This is a genomic window from Aeromonas sp. A600620 (genome assembly GCF_029479985.1).
Taxonomy (GTDB): Bacteria; Pseudomonadota; Gammaproteobacteria; order Enterobacterales; family Aeromonadaceae; genus Aeromonas; species Aeromonas veronii_A.
The window spans coordinates 235,896-261,536 of sequence record NZ_JAAKXB010000002.1 but is presented as its reverse complement, the minus strand read 5'-3'; the positions used below and the strand labels follow the sequence as shown (position 1 = coordinate 261,536).

General features: G+C 61.2%; 25 protein-coding genes. 20 read left to right on the top strand and 5 right to left on the bottom strand.

The window, feature by feature from the left end:
• The first annotated feature begins 53 nt into the window (after window positions 1-53).
• Entirely contained in the window at window positions 54-1,979 is a 1,926-nt protein-coding gene (locus G5533_RS03860) for an NAD(P)-binding protein (RefSeq protein ID WP_115521097.1), read from the top strand.
• Entirely contained in the window at window positions 1,976-3,181 is a 1,206-nt protein-coding gene (locus tag G5533_RS03855; RefSeq protein ID WP_441254519.1) for a c-type cytochrome, read from the top strand. The genes G5533_RS03860 and G5533_RS03855 overlap by 4 nt, the downstream gene beginning before the upstream one ends.
• Window positions 3,182-3,270: 89 nt before the next feature.
• Here the strand turns inward: G5533_RS03855 and G5533_RS03850 are convergent, their stop codons facing one another.
• The 3 genes from G5533_RS03850 to G5533_RS03840 form a co-directional block, all read right to left on the bottom strand.
• Complete coding sequence (locus G5533_RS03850) at window positions 3,271-3,606, bottom strand: DUF3634 family protein (RefSeq protein WP_180349400.1); 336 nt, start codon at window positions 3,604-3,606, stop codon at window positions 3,271-3,273.
• A 106-nt stretch (window positions 3,607-3,712) separates the two neighbouring features.
• The gene (locus G5533_RS03845; protein WP_441254518.1) at window positions 3,713-4,681 is read right to left on the bottom strand and encodes a nucleoside hydrolase; all 969 of its coding nucleotides are present in this window, start codon (window positions 4,679-4,681) and stop codon (window positions 3,713-3,715) included.
• A gap of 223 nt (window positions 4,682-4,904) precedes the next feature.
• Complete coding sequence (locus G5533_RS03840) at window positions 4,905-5,198, bottom strand: hypothetical protein (protein WP_005353197.1); 294 nt, start codon at window positions 5,196-5,198, stop codon at window positions 4,905-4,907.
• 212 nt (window positions 5,199-5,410) lie between these two features.
• On the opposite strand from G5533_RS03840, the gene G5533_RS03835 reads away from it, so the two are divergent.
• Genes G5533_RS03835 through G5533_RS03820 form a run of 4 tightly spaced genes read left to right on the top strand, consistent with a single transcriptional unit; the run spans window position 5,411 to window position 9,190 of the window.
• Window positions 5,411-6,856, top strand: coding sequence for a coniferyl aldehyde dehydrogenase (locus G5533_RS03835; protein ID WP_441254517.1), 1,446 nt, complete (start codon window positions 5,411-5,413; stop codon window positions 6,854-6,856).
• A gap of 11 nt (window positions 6,857-6,867) precedes the next feature.
• Complete coding sequence (locus tag G5533_RS03830; protein ID WP_064337669.1) at window positions 6,868-7,488, top strand: TetR/AcrR family transcriptional regulator; 621 nt, start codon at window positions 6,868-6,870, stop codon at window positions 7,486-7,488.
• On the top strand, window positions 7,469-7,987 hold the full coding sequence (locus G5533_RS03825) for a hypothetical protein (protein WP_040094758.1): 519 nt from the start codon (window positions 7,469-7,471) through the stop codon (window positions 7,985-7,987). The genes G5533_RS03830 and G5533_RS03825 overlap by 20 nt, the downstream gene beginning before the upstream one ends.
• An 18-nt stretch (window positions 7,988-8,005) precedes the next feature.
• Complete coding sequence (locus tag G5533_RS03820) at window positions 8,006-9,190, top strand: iron-containing alcohol dehydrogenase (protein WP_216961867.1); 1,185 nt, start codon at window positions 8,006-8,008, stop codon at window positions 9,188-9,190.
• Window positions 9,191-9,193: 3 nt separating this feature from the next.
• Here the strand turns inward: G5533_RS03820 and G5533_RS03815 are convergent, their stop codons facing one another.
• Complete coding sequence (locus tag G5533_RS03815) at window positions 9,194-9,499, bottom strand: hypothetical protein (protein ID WP_129503659.1); 306 nt, start codon at window positions 9,497-9,499, stop codon at window positions 9,194-9,196.
• A 194-nt stretch (window positions 9,500-9,693) separates the two neighbouring features.
• Between G5533_RS03815 and G5533_RS03810 the strand changes: the two genes are divergently transcribed.
• From G5533_RS03810 to G5533_RS03765, 10 genes are all read left to right on the top strand, one after another.
• Complete coding sequence (locus G5533_RS03810; protein WP_005337747.1) at window positions 9,694-9,954, top strand: GNAT family N-acetyltransferase; 261 nt, start codon at window positions 9,694-9,696, stop codon at window positions 9,952-9,954.
• A complete protein-coding gene (locus G5533_RS03805) occupies window positions 9,941-10,531 on the top strand; it encodes a nucleotidyltransferase family protein (protein WP_216961864.1) in 591 nt (196 codons plus the stop codon). Before G5533_RS03810 ends, G5533_RS03805 begins: the two co-directional genes overlap by 14 nt.
• Window positions 10,532-10,602: 71 nt before the next feature.
• Window positions 10,603-12,426 carry a SulP family inorganic anion transporter gene (locus tag G5533_RS03800; protein ID WP_204483110.1) on the top strand — a complete coding sequence of 608 codons (1,824 nt, stop codon included), beginning with the start codon at window positions 10,603-10,605 and terminating at the stop codon, window positions 12,424-12,426.
• Between the two features lie 121 nt (window positions 12,427-12,547).
• Entirely contained in the window at window positions 12,548-13,909 is a 1,362-nt protein-coding gene (locus G5533_RS03795; RefSeq protein ID WP_013723595.1) for an MATE family efflux transporter, read from the top strand.
• The gene (locus G5533_RS03790) at window positions 13,906-14,517 is read left to right on the top strand and encodes a hypothetical protein (protein ID WP_204483108.1); all 612 of its coding nucleotides are present in this window, start codon (window positions 13,906-13,908) and stop codon (window positions 14,515-14,517) included. The genes G5533_RS03795 and G5533_RS03790 overlap by 4 nt, the downstream gene beginning before the upstream one ends.
• A 276-nt stretch (window positions 14,518-14,793) precedes the next feature.
• Window positions 14,794-15,009, top strand: a complete 216-nt coding sequence (locus G5533_RS03785; RefSeq protein WP_005337763.1) for a YdcH family protein — start codon at window positions 14,794-14,796, stop codon at window positions 15,007-15,009.
• A gap of 162 nt (window positions 15,010-15,171) precedes the next feature.
• Window positions 15,172-16,365 carry a sugar ABC transporter substrate-binding protein gene (locus G5533_RS03780; protein WP_441254516.1) on the top strand — a complete coding sequence of 398 codons (1,194 nt, stop codon included), beginning with the start codon at window positions 15,172-15,174 and terminating at the stop codon, window positions 16,363-16,365.
• Complete coding sequence (locus G5533_RS03775) at window positions 16,362-18,500, top strand: diguanylate cyclase domain-containing protein (RefSeq protein WP_441254514.1); 2,139 nt, start codon at window positions 16,362-16,364, stop codon at window positions 18,498-18,500. The genes G5533_RS03780 and G5533_RS03775 overlap by 4 nt, the downstream gene beginning before the upstream one ends.
• 139 nt (window positions 18,501-18,639) lie before the next feature.
• Entirely contained in the window at window positions 18,640-19,299 is a 660-nt protein-coding gene (locus G5533_RS03770) for a YceH family protein (RefSeq protein ID WP_064336484.1), read from the top strand.
• Window positions 19,300-19,383: 84 nt separating this feature from the next.
• A complete protein-coding gene (locus G5533_RS03765) occupies window positions 19,384-19,941 on the top strand; it encodes a HutD family protein (RefSeq protein ID WP_236320420.1) in 558 nt (185 codons plus the stop codon).
• Window positions 19,942-20,054: 113 nt separating this feature from the next.
• Here the strand turns inward: G5533_RS03765 and azu are convergent, their stop codons facing one another.
• Window positions 20,055-20,495, bottom strand: a complete 441-nt coding sequence (gene azu / locus G5533_RS03760) for an azurin (protein ID WP_005337768.1) — start codon at window positions 20,493-20,495, stop codon at window positions 20,055-20,057.
• A 335-nt stretch (window positions 20,496-20,830) separates the two neighbouring features.
• Here azu and G5533_RS03755 point away from each other — a divergent pair, with 335 nt between their 5' ends.
• From G5533_RS03755 to xthA, 4 genes are all read left to right on the top strand, one after another.
• On the top strand, window positions 20,831-21,877 hold the full coding sequence (locus G5533_RS03755) for an FAD:protein FMN transferase (RefSeq protein WP_441254511.1): 1,047 nt from the start codon (window positions 20,831-20,833) through the stop codon (window positions 21,875-21,877).
• A 159-nt stretch (window positions 21,878-22,036) separates the two neighbouring features.
• Entirely contained in the window at window positions 22,037-23,683 is a 1,647-nt protein-coding gene (locus tag G5533_RS03750) for a tetratricopeptide repeat-containing response regulator (protein WP_245130843.1), read from the top strand.
• Window positions 23,684-23,749: 66 nt separating this feature from the next.
• Window positions 23,750-24,712 carry an ion channel gene (locus G5533_RS03745; RefSeq protein ID WP_005353221.1) on the top strand — a complete coding sequence of 321 codons (963 nt, stop codon included), beginning with the start codon at window positions 23,750-23,752 and terminating at the stop codon, window positions 24,710-24,712.
• A 115-nt stretch (window positions 24,713-24,827) separates the two neighbouring features.
• The gene (gene xthA / locus G5533_RS03740) at window positions 24,828-25,634 is read left to right on the top strand and encodes an exodeoxyribonuclease III (protein WP_005353222.1); all 807 of its coding nucleotides are present in this window, start codon (window positions 24,828-24,830) and stop codon (window positions 25,632-25,634) included.
• Window positions 25,635-25,641 lie beyond the last annotated feature (7 nt).

Below are 25,641 nucleotides of genomic sequence, written 5' to 3'. Positions count from 1 at the left end.
CAGCTACCCATTCCACTCTGTGCTTTTCCATTTTTCATACAGCAGGTATTGCCATGAGTATTACACGCAGAGATTTTCTCAACGGCGTTGCCATCACCATTGCGGCAGGCGTCGCCCCCATCAATCTGCTCAAGGCTGCCGAAGGCGGCAGCACGCTGGCGGATAAAACCCTGGCCTACCCGCCCGCCCTCACCGGCCTGCGCGGCAACCACCCGGGCTCTTTCGAACCGGCCCACAGCATCGCCCGTGACGGCAAGCAGTATGATTTTGCCAATATTCCCCTCGAGGGAGAGTACGATCTGGTGATCGTCGGCGCCGGGATCAGCGGTCTGGCCGCCGCCTGCTTCTATCAGCAACTGCTCGGCGCGGATAAAAAGATCCTGCTGCTCGACAACCACGATGACTTCGGCGGCCACGCCAAGCGCAACGAGTTCACCACTCCCGATGGCCTGCGTCTGGGTTACGGCGGCAGTGAGTCCCTGCAATCACCGCGTTCGGTCTACAGCCCGGTGGCGCTCGGTCTGCTCAAGGCGCTGGAGGTCAACATCGACGAGCTGGCCGCCGGTTTCCAGCAGACCTTCTATCCGGATCTGGGGCTCAGCCGCGGTGTCTATTTCGACGAAAAGCACTTTGGCGTCAACAAGATAGTAAGCGGGGATCCGGGCCACAACGTGGCGGATGACATCCCCCGCGATCGCCTGAACGGCCGGCCGCTGGCAGAATTTATCGGTGACTTCCCCCTCGATGATGCCGACAAGGCCGCCCTGTTGGCCCTGCACGAATCGAAGATCGACTACCTGAGCGGCATGACCCGCGAGCAGCAGGATGAGTGGGTAACCCGCAACAGCTACACCACCTTCCTGCGCGATAAAGTGGGCCTCAGCGAGCGGGCAATCACCTACTTCCAGCAGCGCACCAACGATTTCCAGGCGGTCGGCATCGACGCCACCGCCTGCGCCGATGCGCGCCTCTGCGCCTTGCCGGGTTTCGACGGCCTCAATCTGACGCCGCTTGATGCCGAGGAGCAGGCGGAGCTGGACGATCCCTACATCTTCCACTTCCCCGATGGCAACGCCGGTCTCACCCGCCTGATGGTGCGCAAGCTCATTCCGCAGGTGGCGCCGGGTCACACCATGCAGGATGTTGTGCTGGCCAAGTTTGACTACAGCAAGCTCGACCTGCCTGAGCACAAGGTGCAACTGCGCCTTGGCAGCACGGCGTTGCAGGCCAAAAACGTGCGCCTCGCCGACGGCAAGCTGGCGGTGGATGTCACCTACATCAAGGAGGGGAAACTGCACCGGGTGCGGGCCAAGCAGTCGATCATGGCTGGCTACAACATGATGATCCCCTACATGGTGCCCGAGATGCCGGAGCCCCAGAAGGAGGCGCTGCGCCAGAATGCCAAGGCGCCGCTGGTCTACACCAAGGTGGTGATCAAGAACTGGCAAGCCTTCGTCAAGCTGGGGGTACACGAGGTCTACTCCCCCGCCGCACCCTACAGCCGGGTCAAGCTCGACTATCCGGTCAGCATGGGTGGCTACGAGCATCCCAAGAGCCCGGATCAGCCGATGTGCCTGCACATGGTCTATGTGCCGACCCTGCCGGGCAGCGGTCTGTCGGCCCGCGAACAGTCCCGCAAGGGGCGCGCCATGATCCTCGGCATGCCGTTCGAGCAGCATGAACAGATGATCCGCGAGCAGTTGCAGGGGATGCTGGGCAGCGCCGGTTTCAACCATGAGCAGGACATCCTCGCCATCACGGTCAACCGCTGGTCTCACGGTTACTCCTATGTCACCAACACCCTGTTTGATGACGAAGCGCAGTGCGAAAAATGGATTGAACTGGGTCGCCAGCCGATCGGCAACATCACCATCGCCAACTCGGATGCAGGCTGGAGCCCCTACGCCCACGCTGCCATCGACGAAGCGTGGCGCGCCGTCAACGAGCTGGTTGCCATGAGCAAGGGAGGTGCCCAATGAACCGCGCCCTGTCACTGACCGCCAGCGCCCTGTTGCTGGCCCTGCCGACCCTTGCCGCCAACGCAGCCCCCGCCATGTCGGCGGGGGAATACGTGGCCAAGCTCGGCGATTGCGCTGCCTGTCACACCAGCGAGACCAGCAAGCCGCTGGCGGGCGGCAAAGGGTTCCCGACCCCCATCGGCACCGTTTTTGCCACCAACATCACCCCCGACAAGACCCACGGTATCGGCAACTACAGCCTGCCGGAGTTCATCAAGGTGATGCGCGAAGGGGTAGCCCGCGATGGTCATCGCCTCTATCCGGCCATGCCCTACACCGCCTACGCCAAGATGAGCGATAAGGATCTCGAAGATCTCTATCACTACCTGATGAAGGAGGTGCAGCCGCTGGCCATCGCCAACAAGGAGAGCGACATCCCCTGGCCGCTCAACATGCGCTGGCCGCTGATGGGCTGGAACTGGGTCTATCACGATGACAGCCGCTTCACCCCGGTCGCAGGCAAGAGCGAAGAGTGGAACCGCGGCGCCTATCTGGTGCAGGGTGCCGGCCACTGCGGCAGCTGCCACACTCCGCGCGGACTTGGCATGCAGGAGAAAGCGCTGACCGAGGCGGATCCCGTCTACCTGAGCGGTGCGGCGCTGGATGGCTGGTATGCCCCCGATATTCGCGGCAGCCGTTACAGCAAGCAGGCGCTGATCGACCTGCTGAAAACCGGCCGCAGCCAGCATGAAGCGGTCGCGGGCCCCATGGGGGAAGTGATCACTCACAGCAGCCAGTATTTCAGCGACGCCGATCTAGCCAGCATCGCCACCTATCTGACCGATTTGAAAGATGAACCGGTGGCGGAGAAAGGGGCCCGCGCCTACGCCAGTGCCAGCGGCAAGGCGGACTACGCCATGTACTGCTCCACCTGTCACGGGGTCAACGGCCAGGGCAATGACCACGTCATCCCCTCGCTGGTCAACAACCGCACCGTGCTGGCGAGTGATCCGTCGAGCCTGATCAACGTGCTGCTGCACGGTGCCGAGACCCCGGTCACCCACGGCCATCTGGGTTACCACATGCCGGGCTATGGCTGGACCATGGATGACGAGCGGATCGCCGAGCTGGTCAACACCCTGCGCGCCTCCTGGGGCAATGAAGGCACCGCCGTCAAGGCGGCGGCGGTCAAGGCCCAGCGCGAGCTGCACGGCAAGGAGTAAGGGCTGTCAGCTCTCTCTTGACCAAGTGCCATAAGAAAACGGGCCTCCACTGGAGGCCCGTTTGCTATTGATGAACCAGGTTCCGGTGCTTATCCCTTGCGGGATTTGGGCCCCGGCAGTGGCGCCGTTGGCTGGCGGTAATCGCCGTAGGGGAAGATATTGCGAAACCGCTGGGCCACCGGCTCGGGGATGGAGCGGGAGAAGATCAGCCTGACGCCATCGCCATCACGCTGCCCCACAATGCGACCGCGCACCGTGTCATGGCGCAAGATCTGCTTGGCATGCTCAATAAAGGCGGGTGACACCTTGCCCTGCTTGACCACCACCTTGCCGGGGGCAAGGCGGATCTCGAACAGGGCGCCACGCCCCAGCTTCATCAACCACCAGATCAGCGCAATCGCCACTATCAAGGAAATCCAGGCCATCTTCATCCCTCCCAAGCTCTTGATATAAGGCAGTATAAGCGGCCGTGCGCTCCGATTGTTTGGCGCCGATCACAGCCCCCGCGTCAGCGCAATAGCGCCCCTTTGCTCAGCAATCCTTGCCCCAGCCCACCAGCGTCTCGCGATAGAGCGCCAGCAAGGCTTCATCGCGCACCGCCACCCCGACCTGCTGCGGACGATAGGCTGCCCAGTCATCGTGGGAGTGGCGCTTGCCATCGAACTTTTGCAGGGTGTGGCCGATGGCCGGGCCGCTGGTGATCACCCGCACCGGCCCTTCCCGCAGGGTAAAGAGGGTCGGATCAATCACATAGGCGATAGCGGACGGATCGTGAACGTGGCAACCGGAGAGCCCCAACTTCTCGGAGTAGAAGCGCAGGTAGAAGCGGCTGACATCCCACAGGAAGCAGCCCGGCTCCCCCGCCTTGTCTCTGAGTTCATCCAGATAGGCGCTGCTGAAGAAGCTCTGCTGGGTCACGTCCAGCCCGATGATCACCACAGGCCAGTCGGCGGTAAAGACCCGGTCGGCGGCATCGGGATCGTCGTGGATATTGGCCTCAGCATAGGGGGTGACGTTGCCACGATGGCCGTTGACGCCAAAGGCGCCGCCCATCACTACTACCTGTTTCACCAGCGAGACAATCTCGGGGGCCTGTTGTAGCGCCAGCGCCAGATTGGTCAGTGGGCCGATAGTGACTAGGGTGATCTCCCCCGGCGCGGCTTTCACCGCCTCGACAATATATTGCCAAGCGGGGCGAGGATCCGGAGCGATAGTCATCTCCCCCGCCTCCATGTCGCCAAAGCCGCTCGGGCCGTGGACTATGGTGGTGGGGCCGACCGGCTCGCGCAGCAGCGGGGCTGCAGCGCCTTTGGCCACATCCGCCTTCATGCCGTACTTCTGCTTGAGCCAGAGGGCGTTGCGGGTGCCATTGTCGATGGTGGCGTTACCAAAAACTGTGGTGATGGCAAGCAGCTCGATGGCGGGGTGGGCCTCGGCAAACAGGATGGCCATGGCATCGTCGATACCCGGATCGGTATCCAGAATGATTTTATGGGTCATGAGAAATTCCTACGGTGACAAACCCTGCGACAAAAGGGAGAGTCTACCCGGCTGACGGCCCCGTATCCCGGCATGGGATCACAGAGCGAGCCTTTGCTCCCGGCAGCAGGGGCGCTGCTGGCGACAATCTGCACAAAAAACGGCGCGGCCCTGTTGCCTGCGCCGCGCCCTTTATCGTTGTTCGTTATCTGCTATCTGGCAGTGATCTGCCTGACTACGCCCCTCAGTGCTTGCGGTGCCAGCGCGGTGAGGTCGCCTTCTCCCCCCAGGGGGTGACGCAGGGGAGCAGAGCCCCTTCAATCACCATCTCGCTGCCTGCCAGCGCTTCGGCGATCTTCTGGTGCAGCACCCGCAGTACCTTGCCCTCGTGCTCGGCCAGAGAGTGGCCCGCGGCAAAGAATTCCGGCTGATATTGCAGTGCCAGCTTCTGGGCGAATTCGTAGGTGTTGAAGCAATCCGGCATCCGCTCAACCACATCTTCAAGCCGGGCCAACAAGCTGTTCAGTTCCCTGGTCATAGTGCTCTCTCCGTGTAGGTTAATAGCCAAAAACTACCCCTTATTGGATAAGTCACCAACGAGCAAACCACAAAAGTGTGGGGAGACACACAGTTCTCTCTTGCGCCTGGCTCGTGGTGAACGGCAGACAGCTTGCCAGCTTTACATTCCGGTAACAAACAACTAGATTTAGACCGACTAATCAGTCGGTCATTTTTCATGCGGAGAACAACATGGGTGCGGCGCAGCTTCAACACACTCCTGAGGATATCCTCGCCATTAAATTGTCCCTGCCGGATCAGCTGGCACGGCTCAAGCGGGCGAGTCTGGCTCACCCCATGCCTACCCTGACCGAGCGCCGTGCGCAGCTGACCAAACTCAAGCAGGCGTTGCTCGCCCACAAGAGGCAACTGTGCGAAGCGCTGGCAGCAGATTATGGCCAGCGCAGCCACTACGACAGCCTGATCGCCGATGTGCTGCCCTGCATCATGCAGATCAACTACACCCAGAAGCGGCTCAAACGCTGGATGCAGCCCCACCGCCGTCACACCGGCCTGCTGCTGGCGCCCGCCAAAGTAGAGGTGCACTTCCAGCCGCTCGGGGTGGTCGGCATCATAGTGCCGTGGAACTTTCCGGTGATGCTGAGCCTCGGCCCGCTCATCACTGCCATCGCGGCGGGCAACCGGGCGATGCTGAAACTCTCCGAGTTCACCCCTCATACCAATGCCGTGCTGCGCACCATGCTCACCAGCGTGTTTGACGAAAACGAGATCGCCATCATCGAGGGAGATGCCCAGATGGCGGCGGCGTTCAGCTCACTGCCGTTCGATCACCTGCTCTTTACCGGCTCCACCATGGTAGGCAAGCTGGTGATGGCCGCCGCCGCGCCCCAGCTCACCCCCCTCACCCTTGAGCTGGGTGGCAAGAGCCCCTGTCTCATCGCCCCCGACATGCCGGTCGCCACCGCGGTCGAGCGGATGATCTTCGGCAAGAGCCTCAACGCCGGACAAATCTGCGTCGCCCCCGACTATGTGCTGCTGCCCCGCAGCGAGGTGGATAACTTTATCGCCGCCTATCGCCGCCACTTCAGCAAGCTCTACCCGCAGGGGCTCAATAGTGCCGACTACGGCGCCATCATCAACGACCGCCAGTATCAACGTCTCGTCAGCTGGCTGGATGAAGCCGAGCAGGCGGGTGCCCAGCTCCACCCCTGTGGCAGCCCGGCCCGCGACGACCAGCGCCGCCTGCTGGTGCCCCACCTGCTGACCGGGGTACCAAGTCAGTGTCAGGTGATGCAGCAGGAGATCTTCGGGCCGCTGCTACCGCTTATCCCCTACGACACTCTGGAGGAGGCGCTCGCCTATGTTGCTGAGCGGCCCCGCCCGCTGGCCCTCTATCTGATGAGCTTCGACCCCGAGCTGCAGGCGCGAGTGACCCGGGAGACCCACTCCGGCGGCATGGCGATCAACGAGAGCCTGTTTCAGGTGGCGGCCGACGATGTGCCGTTTGGCGGCATCGGCGCCTCCGGCATGGGCCACTACCACGGCCACGAGGGGTTCCTCACCTTCTCCAAGGCAAAAACCGTGCTGACCCGCGGCAAGTTCACCACCGGCTCCCTGATCCATCCCCCCTACCACAGCTGGATCCAGAAGCTGATGATGGCCTTCTTCCTGCGCTGATGGAGATGACCATGAACCAGGCTATCCCGCAGCCACAAAACATGACCGACAAGCGCCGCCAGATCCTGGATGCCGCCCTCGCCCTCTGCGCCGAAGATGGCCTGCAGGGGGCCGCCACCGCCCGTATCGCCAAAGCGGCCGGGGTGGCCAACGGTACTCTGTTCCACCACTTTCCGAGCAAGGAGGCGCTGATCCTCGCCCTCTATCAGGATGTGAAAACCCGGATGGGGAGCGCCATCCATGAAGCAGACCCCACCCTGCCGCTGTACGACCAGACCCGCCACTACTGGCAGCTGGCGATGGAGTGGATGCAGGCTAACCCCAATGAGCTCAAATTTGTGCTCGGCTTCTTTCACTCCCCGCTGCTGGCCAGACCGGCTCGCAGCCAGATCCTGAACGATGCCCTGCGCTTTCTGCCTGCCCTGCTGGCAAAGGGGCAGGCCAGCGGCGAGCTGATGCAGGCCCCCGCGCCACTGTTGCTGGAGGTGTGTCAGGGCCAGTTCCTCGCCTGCGCATCACTGTTTGTCGATCAACCGGAGCTGGGAGAGGACGACTACTGGCAAGCCAGTGCGTTCGCCCTCTTCTGGTCAGCCATCTCAGGAGCCAATCCCCATGCAAACACGGATGTTTGAACCTGCGGCCGCCCTTGGCCGCCGCCTCTGGATCACCACTCTGCTCTGGGTGGTGGGTCGTACCCTCTGCCGCGCCGCCCGCACCGATGAGGCGGTACGCCGCGAATTGGCGCCGTTGCCGGACGGGCTGGCTATTCGCCTCGAAGTGGGCGGCATCGGCTACGCCATGAACATGCACAAGCAGGGTGGGCGCTGGTATCCCGGTGCGCCAGCCGCTCCTCATGCCACCATCCATCCGCTGCGGGTACGCTTCAAACACCCCAATATCGCCTTTCGCGCCCTGAGTTTTCGGCTCGGGGTCAATCAGGCATTTGGCGAAAACCGGCTGCTGGTGGAGGGAGACCTGACCGTTGCCATGCATCTGGTGCGGGGGCTTGAGCAGTTGCAGTCCCTGATCCTGCCCGCCTTTATCGCGCGGCCGCTGCTGCGCCACTATCCCGCCCCGACCAACAAGATCGGCCGGGCCTGCAACATCTATCTGGGTCTGGTGACCGGCTAACGCGCAAGGAGCCTTGAAATGAGCCGCTATTACGATTTCTTCTGCCCGGTCAAACTGCTGGCCGGTGAACAGGCGCTGGAGCAGCTGGCCAGCGAGCTGGCCAGTCTGGGTGCCTGTCGCCCGCTGCTGCTGACCGACAAGGGGGTCAATGCCACCGGCCTTGCCACCCTGCTGGCCAATGTGCTGGCCGAGGGGGAGCTGCCGGTCGCCGCCATCTGGGACGAGATCCCGGCCGACTCTTCCACCGCCGTGGTGGAGCGGATCGCCAAACGCTATCGCGAGCTCGACTGCGACAGTCTGGTGGCGCTGGGGGGCGGCTCGGTCATCGACACCGCCAAGGCAGTCAACATTCTCACTTCCATGGGGGGGGATCATCTGCTCGACTACTCGGGCGCCGGTTGCCTTACCCGTCCCCTCAAGCCGCTGGCGGTGGTGCCCACCACGGCGGGCACAGGCTCAGAAGTGACGCTGGTGGCGGTGATAAAGGATGAGGCGAGCGGGCGCAAGGTGCCCTTCACCTCCCCCTTCCTGCTGCCCCAGCTGGCGGTGCTCGACCCGCGCCTGACCCAGGGACTGCCCCTCAATATCACCGCCGCTACCGCCATGGACGCCATGACCCACGCCATCGAGGCCTTTATCGGCACAGCGAAAAACCCAGTGAGCGATGCGCTGGCCCTGATGGCGGTGGAGAAGATCGCCAGCGCCCTGCCGCAAATCATCCACGACCCGCAAAACAAACAGCTGCGGCTGCAACTGGCGGAAGGCTCCACGCTGGCTGGCATGGCTTTTTCCAACTCCATGGTGGGGCTGGTGCACGCCCTCGGCCACAGTCTGGGAGCCCGCTGCCATCTGCCACACGGGCTGTGCATGAACCTCTTTTTGCCGACCGTGCTCGACTACAACCGCCCCGAGGTGGATAGCGAGTTGGCCCGGCTGCTGTTGCCGCTGGTGGGGGCAGAGCGCTTTGCTGCCACCCCGGCCCATCAGCGGGCGGAGGCGACCATCACAGCCATTCGCACCCTGCGCGACACCTTGTGGCAAGCGGTCAAGCTGCCGCGCACCATGAGCGAGGCAGGGGTAAGCGATCGCTCGCTACTGACCGAGATCCGCGATCTGGCGATCAACGACGGTGCCCTGCTGTTCAATCGCAAAGATGCCGACCGTGAGCAGTTACTCACCCTGCTGGAGCGAGCATGGGCCTAGTGGCTAATCGGCCGCAACCTCACAAATAAACTGGAATGGCGCATCAGGATGGTGCGCCAACAATGAAAAGAGTTGATCAAAATCCTCTTGGTTCTTTTTGCTCGCGCGATTGTGGCTATACCAAATAGCCCCCGTATCTCCCATCCACAATGAGATTCTCTTGGCCAACAACAGCCGAATTTTTCTATTTTTACCTGCCGTTTCAAACTGAGCCTTGAGTTCAGGGTTAGATGCATCAGAAATCGCAATCTGCCGCTGATCCGGGCTGTTCTGACTTTGAGCCAACACCTTCCGGGTAACTTTCAACATTACCGTGTCCATTTTTACCTCTTCCGAACTTGCTGATTATTGCCACATCGATTCGTGCCAAGATAAAAGCCAGAGAGCAAGAGCTGGCTCAATAATCCTGATAACAATCGATACATCATCCACTATCTGTTCTATACCTTGGCTAACAGTTATGTTGTGCCGAGAGACCCAACTTTATGCCAGAGGTGCCCACCATGAGCGACATCATCCATCAGGCCAACCAGCAGCAGTTCATCTGTATGGTGGAGGGGAAAGAGTCGAGACTGCGCTACCGGCGGCTCGATGCCAAGACCATCGACGCCTACAGCACCTTCGTGCCGCCCGAGCTGCGAGTACAGGGGATTGCCGATCAGCTGGCGCGCGCCTTCTTCAACTGGACTCAGGCGGAGGGGCTCACTATAGTGCCGAGCTGCCGCTACATTGATGTCTGGTTACGCCGCAATGCCAACAACTGAACCTCTGAACACCGTCCTCGAACAGCAATTCCAAGCCAAAACAGAAGCCCTGCTGCAGGCCGATCCGCAGCGGATGGCCTGCCTGCAAGCCGCGGCCGAGCTCAATCTGCCCGACTGGGCGCTGGGGGCCGGTTTTATCCGCAACCTCATCTGGGATCACCTTCACCACAAGGCGGTGCCCACCCCGCTCAACGACATCGACCTTATCTATCTCGATAAAAGCGATCCGCAAGGGCTGGCCGAGACGGCGCATGAAGCCTGGCTGGCAAAGCGGCTGCCGGATCAGCAGTGGGAAGTGCGCAATCAGGCCCGCATGCACACTCGTCAGCTGGTAACGCCGTTTGCCAGCAGCCTTGAGGCGCTCAGCCACTGGGTCGAAGTGCCCACCTGCATCGGCGTGCGCCTGAATCAGGATGGCGAGTTCGAGTGGCTCGCCCCCTACGGCTTTGCCATTAACTGGTCGCTGCAAGTGAGTGCCAACCCCAGATGTCGCCAAGACAAACAGATTTTTACCCAGCGCATCAAGGAGAAACGCTGGCAGGCTATCTGGCCTGACCTTCAGGTAAACTGGCCATAACCTGATTGCAATCTTTCGATAACCTTGGGCACACTAGGGGAAAAGCTGGTTGTAACTCAATGGGTTAAATAATGCGCGACTTCTTCTCTCTCGAACGCTGGCTACCGGGCCTCGCCGCCCTGCTGCATTACCAGCGCGCCTGGTTGATGCCAGATCTTCGCGCCGGACTCTCGGTGGCGGCCGTGGCGCTGCCCGTCGCCATTGCCTATGCAGAACTCGCCGGAGTGGGCGCCATCGTCGGTCTCTACTCCTGCATCCTGCCCATGCTGGTCTACGCCCTGTTTGGCACCTCCCGCCAGCTGATTGTCGGCCCCGATGCCGCCACCTGTGCGGTCATCGCCGCCGTGGTGACACCGCTAGCCGCAGGCGACCCCACCCGTCACTGGCAACTGGTGATGACCATGACCGCCATGACCGGCTTCTGGTGCCTGATTGCCAGCCGCTTCAAGCTGGGAGTGCTGGCGGACTTTCTCTCCCGCCCGATCCTGATGGGGCTGCTCAATGGTGTGGCCATCACCATCATGGTGGGCCAGCTCTCCAAGATCTTCGGCTTCACCTTCAGCGAACGTTACCTCATCGAGCGGATCGCCAGCGGGGCCACCTATATCACCCAGACCCATCTGCCGACCCTGGCCATGAGTCTGGTAGCCCTGCTCACCTTGCTGCTGGCCAAGCGCTACAAACCGGCATGGCCCTCCTCCATGGTGGCCATGGTGGTGACCGCTGCGCTGGTGTGGGGCTTTAATCTCGGCCAGTTTGATATCGCCACCCTGGGGACGGTGGGCTCCGGCCTGCCCGCGTTCCAGATGCCGGAATTTCCCCCCGGTCTGATGCGGGAGCTGGTGCTGCCTGCCCTTAACCTGGCCATGGTGAGCTTCGTCTCCATGATGCTGACCGCCCGCAGCTTTGCCGCCAAAAACGGTTACGAAATCGACGCAGACAAAGAGTTTCGGGCCCTCGGTATGGCGAACCTCGCCTCCGCGGTCTCCCAGGGTTTTGCCATCAGCGGGGCGGATTCGCGCACCGCGGTCAACGACGCCAACGGCGGCAAGAGCCAGCTGGTCTCCATCATCGCCGCGGCGGTGATCGCCCTCATCACCTTCTATCTGACGGCGCCGCTCAAATATATTCCCACCGCCGCCCTCGGGGTGGTGCTGGTGATGGCCTCCCTGTCGCTCACCGATTTTCGCGGTCTCTGGGCGCTGCGTAACTCCGATCGCTCCGCCTTCTGGCTGGCGCTGATCACCTTTATCAGCGTGCTCACCATGGGAGTGATCCCCGGGATCACCCTCGCCGTGTTGCTGGGGCTGTTCCAGTTCCTGCGTAATGTGATGCGTCCCACCGATCAACTGCTCGGCATGGATGACGAGGGGGTGGTGCGCACCCTGGGAGACAACGAGCAGGCCAAGGCGATCCCGGGTATTCTGGTCTATCGCTTCAACTCGCCGCTCACCTACTTCAATGCCCCCTATTTCAAGCGGCGGGTGCTGGCCCTGCTGGTGCAGGATCCCCGAGCCCCCAAGTGTCTGGTGATCGATGCGGTCGCCTGCTTCACCCATCAGGACATCAGCGTGATGAGCATGGTGGGAGAGCTGCACAAGGAGCTGAAACGGCGTGGCATCCATATGGTGATGGCGGGTCGCCACGGCCAGATGACCCACTGGCTAAAGCAGGCAGGCGTGCGGGTGGGCGATGAGGGGATCATCCTCTGCCCCGATATGTATCAGGCGCTGCGCCTGACCCGCTGCTATCGCGAGCCGGTGTTCAAGGATGATGCGGTGGTGGAGAGCACCACAGATGCCATCCGCTCCAACTGGCCGCAGGATGATGCCCTGCCCGACTCGGCGCGCCTCACCCTGCCAAGCGAACAGGAGGCGGGCGCCACGCCTGCCTGATCCCTTGGCCTGCTCCCCTGGCCGGTGCAATCCTGCACAAGGATTGCACCGGCCTTGGCCTTGGTGTTAAATGCGCCCCCAGAGGGCACTCCCCCGTGCCCTCCCAGCTGTTGGACATGCCATGCAATCTCAATCCCACGCAGGCCCGGGCACCCTCTTTGCGCTGACCTGGCCGCTCTTTATCGATCTCGCCCTGCACTTTCTGACCGGTGCCCTCAACACCTTCATGGTGGGTCACGTCTCCTATCAGGGAGTGGCGGCGCTGGCGGTCGGCAATCAGGTGTTCGATCTCGCCATCACATTGTTCAGCTTCGTCAGCATCGGTACCAGCGTGGTGATCACCCAGTATCTGGGGGCGGGCGATCGGGAGAAGAGTCGAGTGGTGATCCACACCGCTATCGGCTTCAACCTGCTGATCGGTCTGGTGGCCGCCATCGGTGTGATGGCGGGGGCCAGCACCATGCTGGCGCTGATGAACCTGCCTGCCAATCTGATGAGCGACGGGACGCTTTACTTGCAGATCATCGGTCTCTGCCTGTTGCCGGAGGCCGCAGCCCTCTGTCTGGCGGCGACCCTGCGCGCTCACGGCCACACCCGTCAGGCGATGTATGTGACCCTCATCGTCAACCTCATCACCTTCGTCGGCAACCTGCTGCTGCTCTACGGCTGGTTCGGCCTGCCCCAGCTTGGCGTCGCCGGTGTCGCCATCAGCACGGTCGCGGGCCGCCTGATCGGCGTGGTGCTGCTGGTGTGGCTGGTGGCCCGCAAGACCGGCATTCGACTGGTGGTGCGGGATATCGTCCACCCCAGCCGGGAGATGCTGGGCAAGGTGCTCCATATCGGCCTGCCGGCGGCAGGGGAGAACCTCTCCTGGATGCTGCAGTTTATGGTAGTGACAGCCTTTGTCGGACTGCTGGGGGACAAGGCGCTGGCGACCCAATCCTACTTCTTCCAGATCTGCCTGTTTATCCTGCTGTTTGGCCTCTCCATCGGCCTTGGCAACGAGATCATCATCGGCCATCTGGCGGGGGCCAGACAGTTCGATCGCGCCTATCAGCAGCTGCTCAAAAGCCTCAAGCTGGGGCTGGCGGTCACCTGCGTCATCGCCGTGGCGGCGGCCCTCAACGGCCGCACCATCATCAGCCTCTTTACCGATGATGCCGACATCATTACCCAGGTGGCGCAACTGTTTCTTATCAGCCTTATCCTCGAGCCCGGCCGCACCTTCAATCTGGTGGTGATCAACGCCCTGCGGGCCACCGGGGATGCCCGTTTCCCCCTCTACATGGCGTTGCTCTCCATGTGGGGAATTGCCGTGCCACTCTCCTATTTCCTCGGTATCATGCAGGGTTATGGACTGGTCGGTATCTGGCTGGCGCTGGCCTGCGACGAGTGGGTGCGCGGTCTGGCCATGTTCTGGCGCTGGCGCAGTCGTCGCTGGCAAAACAAAATTCTTGTTGAAACAAAAGCGGAATCACAATGAAGAAGATAGGACTCTTGCTGGCTGCCATCCTGCTCAGCCCCCTGGCCATGGCGCAAACTGCCCCTGCCGCTCCCAAGGCTCAAGCCACCCAGACCTGGTATGTGGCCCCCATCGCCATCGATGAAACCAGCGACGCCCAGAAGGCGCTGACCAAGGACTTCATGGCCCAGATGATCAAGACCATCAAGATCAACGAGTACCAGACCGGCAAGGCCGTAGGCAACACCAAAAAGCCCAAGTGGCTGATCCGCACCAAGCTGATCCCCGCCAGCAACGAGCCGCTGGTCGGCAAGAAGCACGCACAGGGTCTCACCTACGGCAAGGGCAATCCGACCCAGGAGATCGTCGGCGAGCTGTTGATGAACGGCACCCTGGTGGCCCACATCGGCCAGGGCTGGCGCGAGCCTATCGTCCCGGGCACGCCGGTGGCTGACAAACTCTCCATCGCCAACTATCGCTACGCCATCGGGGATCAGGCCAAGTCGGCGGATCTGGAGGAGCTGGCGGCCCAGATTGGCTTTGAAGCGGGCAAGGTGATACACCGCGACGGCAAGCCGCTGCCCGAGAAGAAAAAGAAAAAAGAGCAGGCGGACGAAGAGAAAGAGTAACGTTGCCTGCATCCATAAAAAGGGGCCACTCGGCCCCTTTTTTGATCCTGCGCCCTCACGCCAACACTGCCCCTGTTGTGACTTGTCGCACAGTTTGGCTCACCATTCAGATTGATAAATCACTTATCTTGTTTTGATTCAACAAGTTATAAATATCCCGCCGAATACTCCAAATCATTGCCCCCAAATCCGATCAGGATCACATTTATCCCCGGCACTAAGGGGTAGCTTTGGTCTTACAGGCACAATCAAACGAAACCAAGGAGGCTCCATTACATGTTCCCAGAGTACAGAGAACTCATCTCGAAACTGAAGAGCAGTGATGTCCATTTCCAGAAGAAGTTTGACTTGCACAACGACCTGGATGCGGAGATTAGAAAGTTGGAAAAGCATCACGCCAGCGACTATAGCGCCGAGGTGAGAGATCTGAAAAAACAGAAACTCAAACTGAAAGAGGAGATATACGACATCCTCAAACAACATCCACAATAGATGCCTCGAAGAATATGCGGATAAGCAATTTATCCCCCAGCCCGGCCCACGCGCCGGGCTTTTTGTTGTTTCAGTCAATTAGTTGACACCCGAGCCTACCGATCTTGCCGGTAGTTTGTTACATTTTTCCCTTGGAATTCAGGGAATAACGGTGATGATAACATGAGCAGAAAACGATCTTTTTATCATCTCTTGCTGCTTTGCCTGTTCGCATTGAGCCCCCCCCTGCAAGCTCAGGAGCCTGAACTGGAGCTGTGGCACTCCCAGCAAGCCGGTTACGTGATCGACGACGTGATCGCCCGCTTCAATCAGGAGGGGAACCACAGAGTACGGGTCACCCAGATTGAGCCGGGCAAGATCAAGGCGGATCTCCTGCTGGCAGCTCAGGCCAGGGGGCTGCCCGACCTGATGCTGATCCCCTCCGATTTTATCGGCCTCTATCGCCAGATGACCCTCGCTCCCCTCCCGGCCGAGTGGTTTTCCCCCGCGCTGATGGCCAGCGCCTTGCGTTATGTCACCCAGGATCGGCAACGCTGGGGCATACCTATGATGCAGGGCAACCATCTGATGCTGTTTTACAACAAGGCGCTGGTCTCGACTCCGATGACCCAATGGCAGCAACTGACTGCTATCACCCCGGCCCTCAAGGCCAAGGGGGTCTACCCCGTCAGCTGGCCCTATCACGATATGTACTATTTCGCCGCCTTTTTACACACCTTTGGCGGCTCGCCGGTGACCGAAGGGCGCATCACCCTCGACAGCCCGGCCATGGTGCAGGCGCTGGAGGCCTACCGCACCGTCGCCAGCGAACAGTGGGTCGATCCCGAGTGCGACTATGACACCGCCCTCGCCCGCTTCAATGAGGGCAAGAGCGCCTACCTCATCAATGGGGACTGGGCCTTCAATGATCTGGTGAAGAACATGGGGGATAAGCTGGGCGTCGCCCTGCTGCCCCGCTGGCAAAGCCATCCCATGCACTCCATGAGCGGCGCCTACGTGATGGGAGCCTCCCGCTGGGCGATGGATGATGAGGATCGGAAACCCGTCATCAAGGCACTGATGGCCTTTATCCAGCGTCAGGATATTCAGCAGTTCATCTATCATCAGGGGGCGCTGCTGCCGGTCAATCAGCAGGCTTTTACCGCCATCAGCCGCCGTCCCACGCCTCAGGAAAAAGTGCTGCTGGAACAGTTCACCCTCAGTACCCCCATGCCCTCCGACAGCGCCATGTCCATCGCCTGGCAAGCGATGGAGAAAGGGTTCGAGCGCTTTAAAGAGGGGATCCGTGCCGCCGACACCGCCCACTATATGCAGCAGCTGGCCGATCAGCAGTACCGGCAGGTCAAAACACCATGAAACATCGCACCTTTCGGCTCGGCCCGACCCTCATCATCATCCTGTTCACCGTCGCCCTGCTGCCGGCACTGCTGGCCAGCACTGTGCTGCTGATCCGCCAGCACCAGATCATCGCCCAGAGCGAGCAGTCGCAGCTGGAGCGAGCCCTCACCAGCATGACCCGCGAAGCCCGCTTTCGCAGCGAGCTGATCGGCACCCAGCTCAATCAGCTCAGCCAGGATCGGGTACTCCACCAGGCCCTCGACAACTTTCTCTTCTCCAGCCATGCCCGGCTGGCGCTGGCCACCTTTGTCAAATCCAACAGCCTGCTCACCTCGGCCTACCTCATCGATGACAAGGGGTTGGTGGTGGAGTACATCAATGGCCAGGCCTCCCACCTCGAGTCGAGCGACCTAATGCCGCAGCTGATGGCCTGGGGCAAGACCCGCGAGGCGAAACAGGGCAAGCATCTGCTGCTGCCCGTCGATGATCCCGTGCTGGTCGACGACATGGAGCAAAACCGCAGCGGCGGGCTGGCGCTGGTAGCCCCCATCTATCGCAACCACCAGCGCGCTGGGGTGATGCAGACCCCTTCCGGCTTCGTGATGGCCATTCTCCCCTGGCGGCAGATGGCCCAGTTGCTGGAACCCTATCTCAAGGGGAGCGAATATCTGGTGATCTCCCAGGGCGAGAACCGTCTCTACGAAGGGGCTCACCAGAACGCCAACGCCATGGATGACAGGGAGCCAAGCAAGATGGCGCAGCCCCTGGCCATTGGCTGGCCCCAGCTGGAGCAGGAGATCACCCCCACCATCACCCTCTACAGCTACAGCAATGACAGGGTCAGCGAGCTCAATAAATCCCAGCAGTTGCTGACCGTCAGCATCGCCGTCATGTTGCTGCTGGTGGCCATCGGCTGCGTCTGGCTCACCCGCTGGCTCACCCGACCGCTGCGCTCGCTGGCCGCGTTGGTGCGCAGCTATGGCAAGGGCAATTACCAGCAACGGCAGGCGCCGCTGCGCTTTGTGGAGTACGACGAGGTGCGCCAGTTGCTGCAGGAGATGGCCAGCACCATCTCGGATCAGGTGCGGGCGCTCTATCAGCAAAATGAACAGCTGCAGCAGGCCAATAGCGAGAAAGAGGCCTTCAACCAGCGGCTGCTCGGCTTCAACGACGAACTGGAGCAAGAGGTTGCCTCGCAAACGACCGCCCTGCGCTCGGCCCTGAGCCGGGAGGAGCGCAGCCGCCATATCCTGCAATCCTGGCTGCAGTTCGGTCTGCACCAGCAGCTGGATATCGATATTGCCGAGCTGGCCAGCTCCGCCCTGCTGCAACTCTCGCAGCTCTATCCTGGCCACCGCTGGGGACTGGTGATCCGCCGCGATGGCCAGCCTCACTACTCCCTGACCCAGGGGGTCGATGCCCCCTTGCGGGATGCCCTGCAGGAGAAACTGGCTCAACTGATGGATGAGGAGGTCAAACACTCCGAATGCCAGTGGGATAACGCACTCTGGAAGATCATGACCCTGCCCGGCAGCCAAAGCGGCGTGCTGTTTGGCTATCTGATGGTGAGCGCAGAAGGGTTGGAGTCCGAAGACAGGGCCATCTTGCGGCTGTTTGCCAAGCAGTTGGCGGTGGGCATCGAGGGGCGCCTCTTCACCGACGAGCTGGCGCGGGTCGCCCGCACCGACAACCTCACCGGGCTACCCAACCGGCAGGCGTTCGAAGAGGCCTTCCACCACTATCAAGCAGTGCTGGCGCGCCATCCGGAGCGTCACCTCGCCCTCTTCATGCTCGATCTCAACGGCCTCAAGCGTACCAACGACCAGTATGGGCACGAGGCAGGCGACGCCCTGCTAATCCAGATGGCTCGCCAGCTGCGCACTCTCTGCCGTCAGAATGAGAAGATTTTCCGCATCGGCGGCGACGAGTTCGTGCTGCTGGCGGAGGCGGATCACCTCGCCAGCCAGCAGCTGGCAGGCAGGTTGGAGGCAAGCCAGCAACACGCCATCGTGCAGCATGGGGAGCATAGCTTCCCGCTGCGTTTTGCCATCGGCTGGAGCAGCAGCGACCAGACCCCGCTGGCGGAGCTGAGCCGGGTGGCTGACGACGCCATGTATGCCAATAAGGCGCGCTTCTATCAGGGACAGCGATAAAAAGCAAAGGTCTGTGGCGTTGGCGAGCCTTTCGCCAACGCCCTGATCAGCTCGCAAAAATGGCGCGCAACGCTAGACGCGGCGCGGACCATGACTAAGATAGGGGCTCTTGATGTCTCGATTTGGAAGGGAGTAGGAAATGGAGTTAGTACTTGGCCCGCTGGAAGCCCGCGTCATCGGCTGTCTGATTGAAAAAGAGATCTGCACCCCGGATCAATATCCCCTCTCCCTTAATGCACTGGTCAACGCTTGCAACCAGAAGAGCAACCGCGAGCCGGTGCTGGAGCTCTCCGAGCTAGATATCCGCGCCGTGGTGGACGAGCTGATCCGCAAGCGGCTGGTGGTCAACACTGCAGGCTTCAACGCCCGGGTGCCCCGCTATCAGCACAGATTCTGTAACACCGAATTTGGCGAGCTGAAATTCAGTGCCCAGGAGCTCGGCATCGTCTGCGAACTGCTGCTGCGCGGCCCGCAAACCCCGGGGGAGCTGCGCTCGCGTACCAACCGCCTCTGCAGCTTCGATGATGTCACCGAGGTGGATGCGGTGCTGACCCAGCTCATCGAGCGTGGCCCCTACGTGGTCAAGCTGCCGCGCGAGCCGGGCAAGCGCGAATCCCGCTACGCTCACCTGTTTAGCGGCGAAGTGGATATTCAGGCGATGATGGATGCCGCCCCCGCCGCGGCCTATGCCTCCCCTGCCGCCGACCGCCTGAGCGAGCTGGAGCAGGAGGTGAACGAGCTCAAGAGCCGTCTCGCCGCAATGGAAGCTCGGCTGGCAGCACTGGATGGTCAGGGCTGATCGCCTTTACCATCGCCAATCTCTATCAGGGAGCCGGGGCAGATGTCCCCGGCTCCCTGCGTTTTTTATCGTGAGGAAGTGCCCGTGATCACCCTGATTAAAGAGTCTGACCACCAGAAGATGCCCTGGAAAAACCAGCAGGGCACTACCAGCCAGATCCTCATCTCCCCCAAGGGGAGCAGCCTTGCCAAACTCGATTTTGACTATCGACTGAGCTCGGCCCCCATCAAGAGCGCGGGTCCCTTCTCCCCCTTTCCCGGCTATCAGCGCATTTTGCTGCCGGTGAGCGGGGCAGGCTTTGTGCTCAACGGCCACCCCTACGCCACCTTCGAGGCTGCGCACTTTAGCGGCGATGAGGAGACCCACTGCGAGTTGCTGAAAAAAGAGGTGACCGATCTGGGGCTTATCTACCATCCGGATCGCATCAGCGCCAACGTGCGGGTGCTGAACCTCCCCTTCCCGCTGACCCTTACCCTCGAGCCAGAGAAGACCTACCTCTGTCACCTGCTGAGCGGCCAACTGGCCGTGCAGGATAAAGAGGTGGCCATCAACGAGACGCTGGTGGTGACCGGTGAAGAGAGCATTCACTTTGAATGCCAGAAGAAGACCGCCATCGCCTTCTTTACCCTGCAGGCCAAATAGCGCAAAAGTCGGCGGTGTGCAGTCATGCCACGCCACACACAAACAGCAGAGATGAAAAAGCCGGGAAATCCCGGCTTTTCTATTGAGGCAACCGGCTCGTGCCGGTCAGCACCTTAGTTGACCTTGAAGGAGCCCTTCATCATGGCGAAGTGGCCGGGGAAGGAGCAGAAGAAGGTGAGATCCTTGCCCGCCAGACCGTCGGTCTTGAAAGTGACGCTGCTGCTCTCGCCGCCGCCGATCAGCTTGGTGTGAGCCAGCACACGAGGATCATCCTTGGGCAGATAACCGTTCTCGGCCCCGGCGCTCATCCCGGCAGTTGCCACGGTCTGATAGTCGGCGGTGCTGGCCAGCACCCAGTTGTGACCCATGGCGGTCACAGGCAGCTTGCCGGTGTGGTTCAAGGTGACCGTCACCTCCTTGCAGGTGGCCGGCACGCTCATCTCTTTGAGGTTGTACTGCATGGCATCATTGCCTTCGATGACCAGTGCACACTCATCCGCCAGCACGGGGGCAGCCAGGGTACTCAGAAACAGCAGGGTAATCGCCTTTTTCATCATCTTCTCCTTTGATTGGCAATGGATGGCAACGACTTGGCGGATGCGGTTAACGCTTCGCAAAGATGCCGTCTAAATCGACCTTCATTTTACTCAATTGTCTTCAATCGGCTATGGCTTTTGGCCAAAGCTGCGGGCCAGGTCACCAGACGGTGCTCTACTCGCCACTATCTCCCTCACGGATGGACGATACGGCGCTCGGCTGTCACAGGTTCAAAACTGTTTAATTTTTTCTGCCCTTTTCCCTCCGATTGGCCCTATCAGGGCTCGCTCGGCGGGCGCCCCTTGGCTAAGCTAGCGCCCCGATATGAACCTTCTCCAGATGAGAGCGCCGGATGATTGCGATAACCCCCGTGGCGGCCCTGCGCGGCCTGCTGCTGACCCTGCTGCTGGCGCTGGCCGGCTGCCAGCCCACCCCGCCTGCCCAGACCCGTATTCAGGGCAAGACCATGGGCACCTACTATGTGGTGACCCTGAGCGATAGCTATCCCGGTGGGGAGCCCGCCCTCAAAAGCGATGTTGAGAGCCTGCTGGCCCGGATGAACAAGGAGATCTCCACCTACGATCCGGGCTCGCTCATCTCCCGTTTCAATCAAGGGCCCGCCAACACCCCGTTTGCCATCCCGCCCGCCATGGCCATCATAGTCCAGCAGGGGATGGATGCCGGTAAACTGACCGACGGCAAGCTGGATGTGACCGTGGGGCCTCTGGTCAATCTGTGGGGCTTTGGCCCGGACAAACGGCCGGTCAAGCGGCCCGATGAGGCGGCCATCGCCGCCGCCCGCCACAAGGTGGGCATCGACAAGCTGACCCTGACCCCGCAGGGGGATCACCTCCTGCTCGAAAAAACGATCCCGGATCTCTATCTCGACCTCTCCACTCTCGGCGAGGGGGCCGCCTCTGACGAGATTGCCGCCCTGCTCGAAGGCAAGGGGGTACACAACTACCTGATCGAAGTGGCCGGTGCGGTGCGCAGCAAGGGCAACAACAGCAAGGGCTCGCCATGGAAAGTGGCCATCGTCGACCCCTCCGATCAGCCGGGGGCCTTCTCCGATATCGTCATCCCCAACGGCATGGCGCTCAGCACCGCGGGCAGCTATCGCAACTACTACGAACTGGATGGCCAGCGTTACTCCCATATCATCGACCCCGCCACTGGCCAGCCGGTCACCCACAAGCTGGTCTCCGCCAGCGTCATCACCCCGACCGCGCTGGAGGCCGATGCTCTCGATACCGCGCTGATGGTGATGGGGCCTGAAGCGGGGATGGCATTTGCCAAACAGCACCAGCTGGCGGTCTATCTCATCATCAAGACCGAACAGGGGTTCAAGGCTGAGTACACGCCGCAATTTGCTCCCTATCTGGCAGAGAAAAAACGGTGAGTTCAAGGCCCTGGCAACAGGGCCTTTTTCTTTCACTCATCGCGGGCAAAAGGCGGACAAACGGAGATGGTTCGCAATCGACAACTTGGCCAATTGCCTCTTCGGGCGCTTTGGTGGCACACTTTCCCTCATCAGCCCGCAGCGCCTCGACCCAGACAGATGCAGACACCTGAACAAGAACCAGAAAAAAAGAGCCCAGCCAAGCCACAACGCATTCTGATGGTCAATGAGCAGCGCTCGTTTCAGGTGATGATGAAGGCGATGCTGCTCAATCTGGGTATCAGCAACATCACCTACTCCAATACCGCCGAAGATGCGCGGCGCCGCTGCCAGAAGGGCAGTTTCGACATCTATCTCATCGATTACGATCTCGGGGTTGGCGAGAATGGCCGCCAGCTGCTCGAGAGCCTGCGCGACAAAGACCTGATCCCGCCCCAGAGCGTGGTGATCATGGTGAGCGGCGACAGCTCCCGCGCCATGGTACTGAGCGCACTGGAAGCCGAGCCCGACGAATACCTGATGAAGCCCTTCTCTCAGGAGCAGTTCTCGTTTCGCTTGAAGCGTGCCCTCGCCCGGCGCAATGCGCTGGCCAGCGTCTTTACTGCGCTGGCCGATGACAATCTGGCAGCCCTCATTACCGCCTGTGCCGAGCGGGCCGATGCGGTGCCCCGTTTTGCCAACTACTGCCGCTGCCTGCAGGCCGATACCCACCTCAAGCTGGGTCAGGCGCAGGAGGCGCGCTCTTTAATGCGCCAGCTGCTGGCCGGGCAGGAGAACAGCTGGGCCCGCCTGACGCTGGGCAAGGCGTGCAACACCCTGGGGCTCCACGAAGAGGCGGTCAGCCATCTGCAGGCGACCCTCAAAAATACCCCGCTGATGGTGGAGGCTCACCTCTGGCTGGCAGAATCCCTGCTGGCCCTTGGCAATGACGAGCAGGCGCAGCAGGAGCTCAGACGGGCGGTGGATATCTCCCCCCAGTCGGTGCAACTCTCCCGACGACTGGCGGAGGTTTGCCTGCAGCGCCACGACTACGCCCAGGCCAAGGATGTGCTGATGTCGCTGATCGACCTGTCGCGCAACTCCATCCATCGCACGCCCCATTATCTGGGGGCCTATATCCAGACCCTGACCCTCTACGCCCTCAACAGCAACGACAGCTACCACATCGCCAACCTGCAAAAGCAGGTCAATTCGGCCCTGTCGCGCATCCGCGATTCGCTGATGATGTCGGAGTTCAACTACCCGGTGTTCGAGCAGATCTGTCAGGCCAGGGTGCAGATTGCGCTGGGCGAGCTGCTCAAGGGCAAGAAGATGCTCTATCGCGCCAATCAGAACTGGCTCGATGAGCCGGCCACCATGCCCCCCGCCCTGCTTGGCGAGACCATCCTCGCCCTCTATCAGCTCGGCGAGTTTGAATATGCAGAGAGCCTGCAGGGGCTGCTGGCAGAGGACGAAGATCGGCTGCTCACCACCTGCATTCAGGCAACCCGCGATGACAAGACGGTGCTGGAGCGGCGTCAGCGCTACCAGCAGCTCAACGAGCTGGGGATTAAAGCCTATCAGAGCGGCGAACTGGAGCAGGCCCTCGGCCATTTTCGCGAGGCCCTGCGCCGCGCCCCCGCCAATACCGGTGCGGCTCTCAACAAGATCCAGGTGCTGCTGCAACTGATGCAGAAAAACCGCAAGAGTCCGGAATTTGGTGCCGAGTGCAAAGACACCCTGGACGTGCTCGACGGCATCCCCCTCAACCCGGCCCAGCAGGAGCGTTTTCGCAAGCTGCGTCAGGAGTTCAACCAGTTCAGCTAAGACGCCGCCGCGCCCCCTTTTCCCCGCCTATGCTGAAACCAGTTCGGCAATGCGAGGGAAACGAAGATGGCGATGTGTCGTTATCTGGTGGCCGATGGCCGCCACTGCAGTGAAGAGGCTGGCGAGCACGATCTCTGCCACTGGCATGATCCCCACCATACCCATCAGGAAGCCCACACCGCCGAGGCGCTTGAACAGTACGTTCGCGCAGGCGGACTCTGCCACGGCCTGCAGCTGTCACGGGCTAATCTGGCGGGCCTCAATCTGGTCAACAAGGAGTCCGATCAGGGATTTTTGCTGGAGCAGTGCAACCTCTATCGCGCCAACCTGCGCGGTGGTCACCTCTACGGCCTGCGCATGAAGGGCGGTAGCCTGATGAAGGCCGATCTCAGTGATGCCAACCTCCAGTGCGCCACCCTCGATGACGTCAACCTGCTCGGCATCCGCTGGCACAACACCCGGCTCGACAACATGCAGACCGGCAAACGGGTGATGCAGGATCGCAAGGGGCGCCGCGAACGGGATCCCAAACAGGCGCGCATCTGGTTCAAGGAGGCGGAAGAGACCTACCGGGATCTGCGCAAAGCCTCCGAGGCACAGGGGATCTTCACCATGTCCGGCAACTATATCCAGCAGGAGCTCACCATGCGCCGCCTGCAACTGCCGTTCTGGTCGACCCAGCGTTTTACCTCCTGGGTGGTCGATCTCTTCTGCGGCTATGGCGAGGCCCCGATGCGGGTGGTGCTCTTCTCGTTGCTGCTCATCTTTATCTGCAGCATCTTTTACTTCTTCTGCGGACTGCATTTTCAGGGCGAGCACCTCATCTACCAGCCCGGTGCCCCGCTCGAACAAAATGCCATCTTCCTGCTCGAATGCCTCTACTACAGCGTGGTCACCTTCACCACGTTGGGGTACGGCGACTTCACTCCGGTCGGCCTCTCCAGGATCTTTGCCGCCTTTGAAGCCTTTACCGGCAGCTTCACGCTGGCGCTGTTTGTGGTGGTTTTCGTCAAAAAGATGACCCGCTGACACCTCTGCCCACCCCGCGGTGCCTGCCACTGATGCAGGCCCGCGGCCAAACTTGCATCCACCGCCGATTCCTAGTCCAATAGCCACTTATAAAAATGACATGAGCATCCCGGACATGAAGATCATCTCTTTCAATATCAACGGCCTGCGCGCCCGTCTGCACCAACTGCAAGCTATCATCGACAAGCACCAGCCCGATGTGATCGGCCTGCAGGAGATCAAGGTGCACGATGAAGCCTTCCCGCTGGCCGATGTGGAGGCCATGGGCTATCACGTGGAGTTTCACGGCCAGAAGGCCCACTACGGGGTCGCCATCATGAGCAAGCAGAAGCCGGTCAAGGTGGAGAAAGGCTTCCCCACCGATGACGAAGAGGCCCAGCGCCGGATGATCATGGCCACCTTCGAGCGCGAAGACGGCTCTCTCATCAAGGTGATGAACGGCTACTTCCCGCAGGGTGAAAGCCAGGATCACGAGACCAAGTTCCCGGCCAAGCAGAAGTTCTACGAGGACCTGCAGCACTACCTCGAGACCAACCACACCCCGGACGACCAGCTGGTGCTGATCGGGGATATGAATATCTCCCCCACCGATCTCGACATCGGCATCGGCGAGGCAAACCGCAAGCGCTGGCTGCGGGATGGCAAATGCTCCTTCCTGCCCATCGAGCGCGAATGGATGGAGCGACTGAAAGGGTTCGGCCTCACCGACACCTTCCGCGCCGCCAACCCCACCGAGTGCGAGCGTTTCTCCTGGTTTGACTACCGCTCCAAGGGCTTTGACGAGAACCGCGGCCTGCGCATCGACCTCATCATGGCCTCCGACGCCCTCAAGGACAGCGTGACCGAGACCGGTATCGACTACGAGCTGCGCGGCATCGAGAAACCCTCCGACCACGCCCCCATCTGGGCCTGCTTCGCCTGATGCGGCG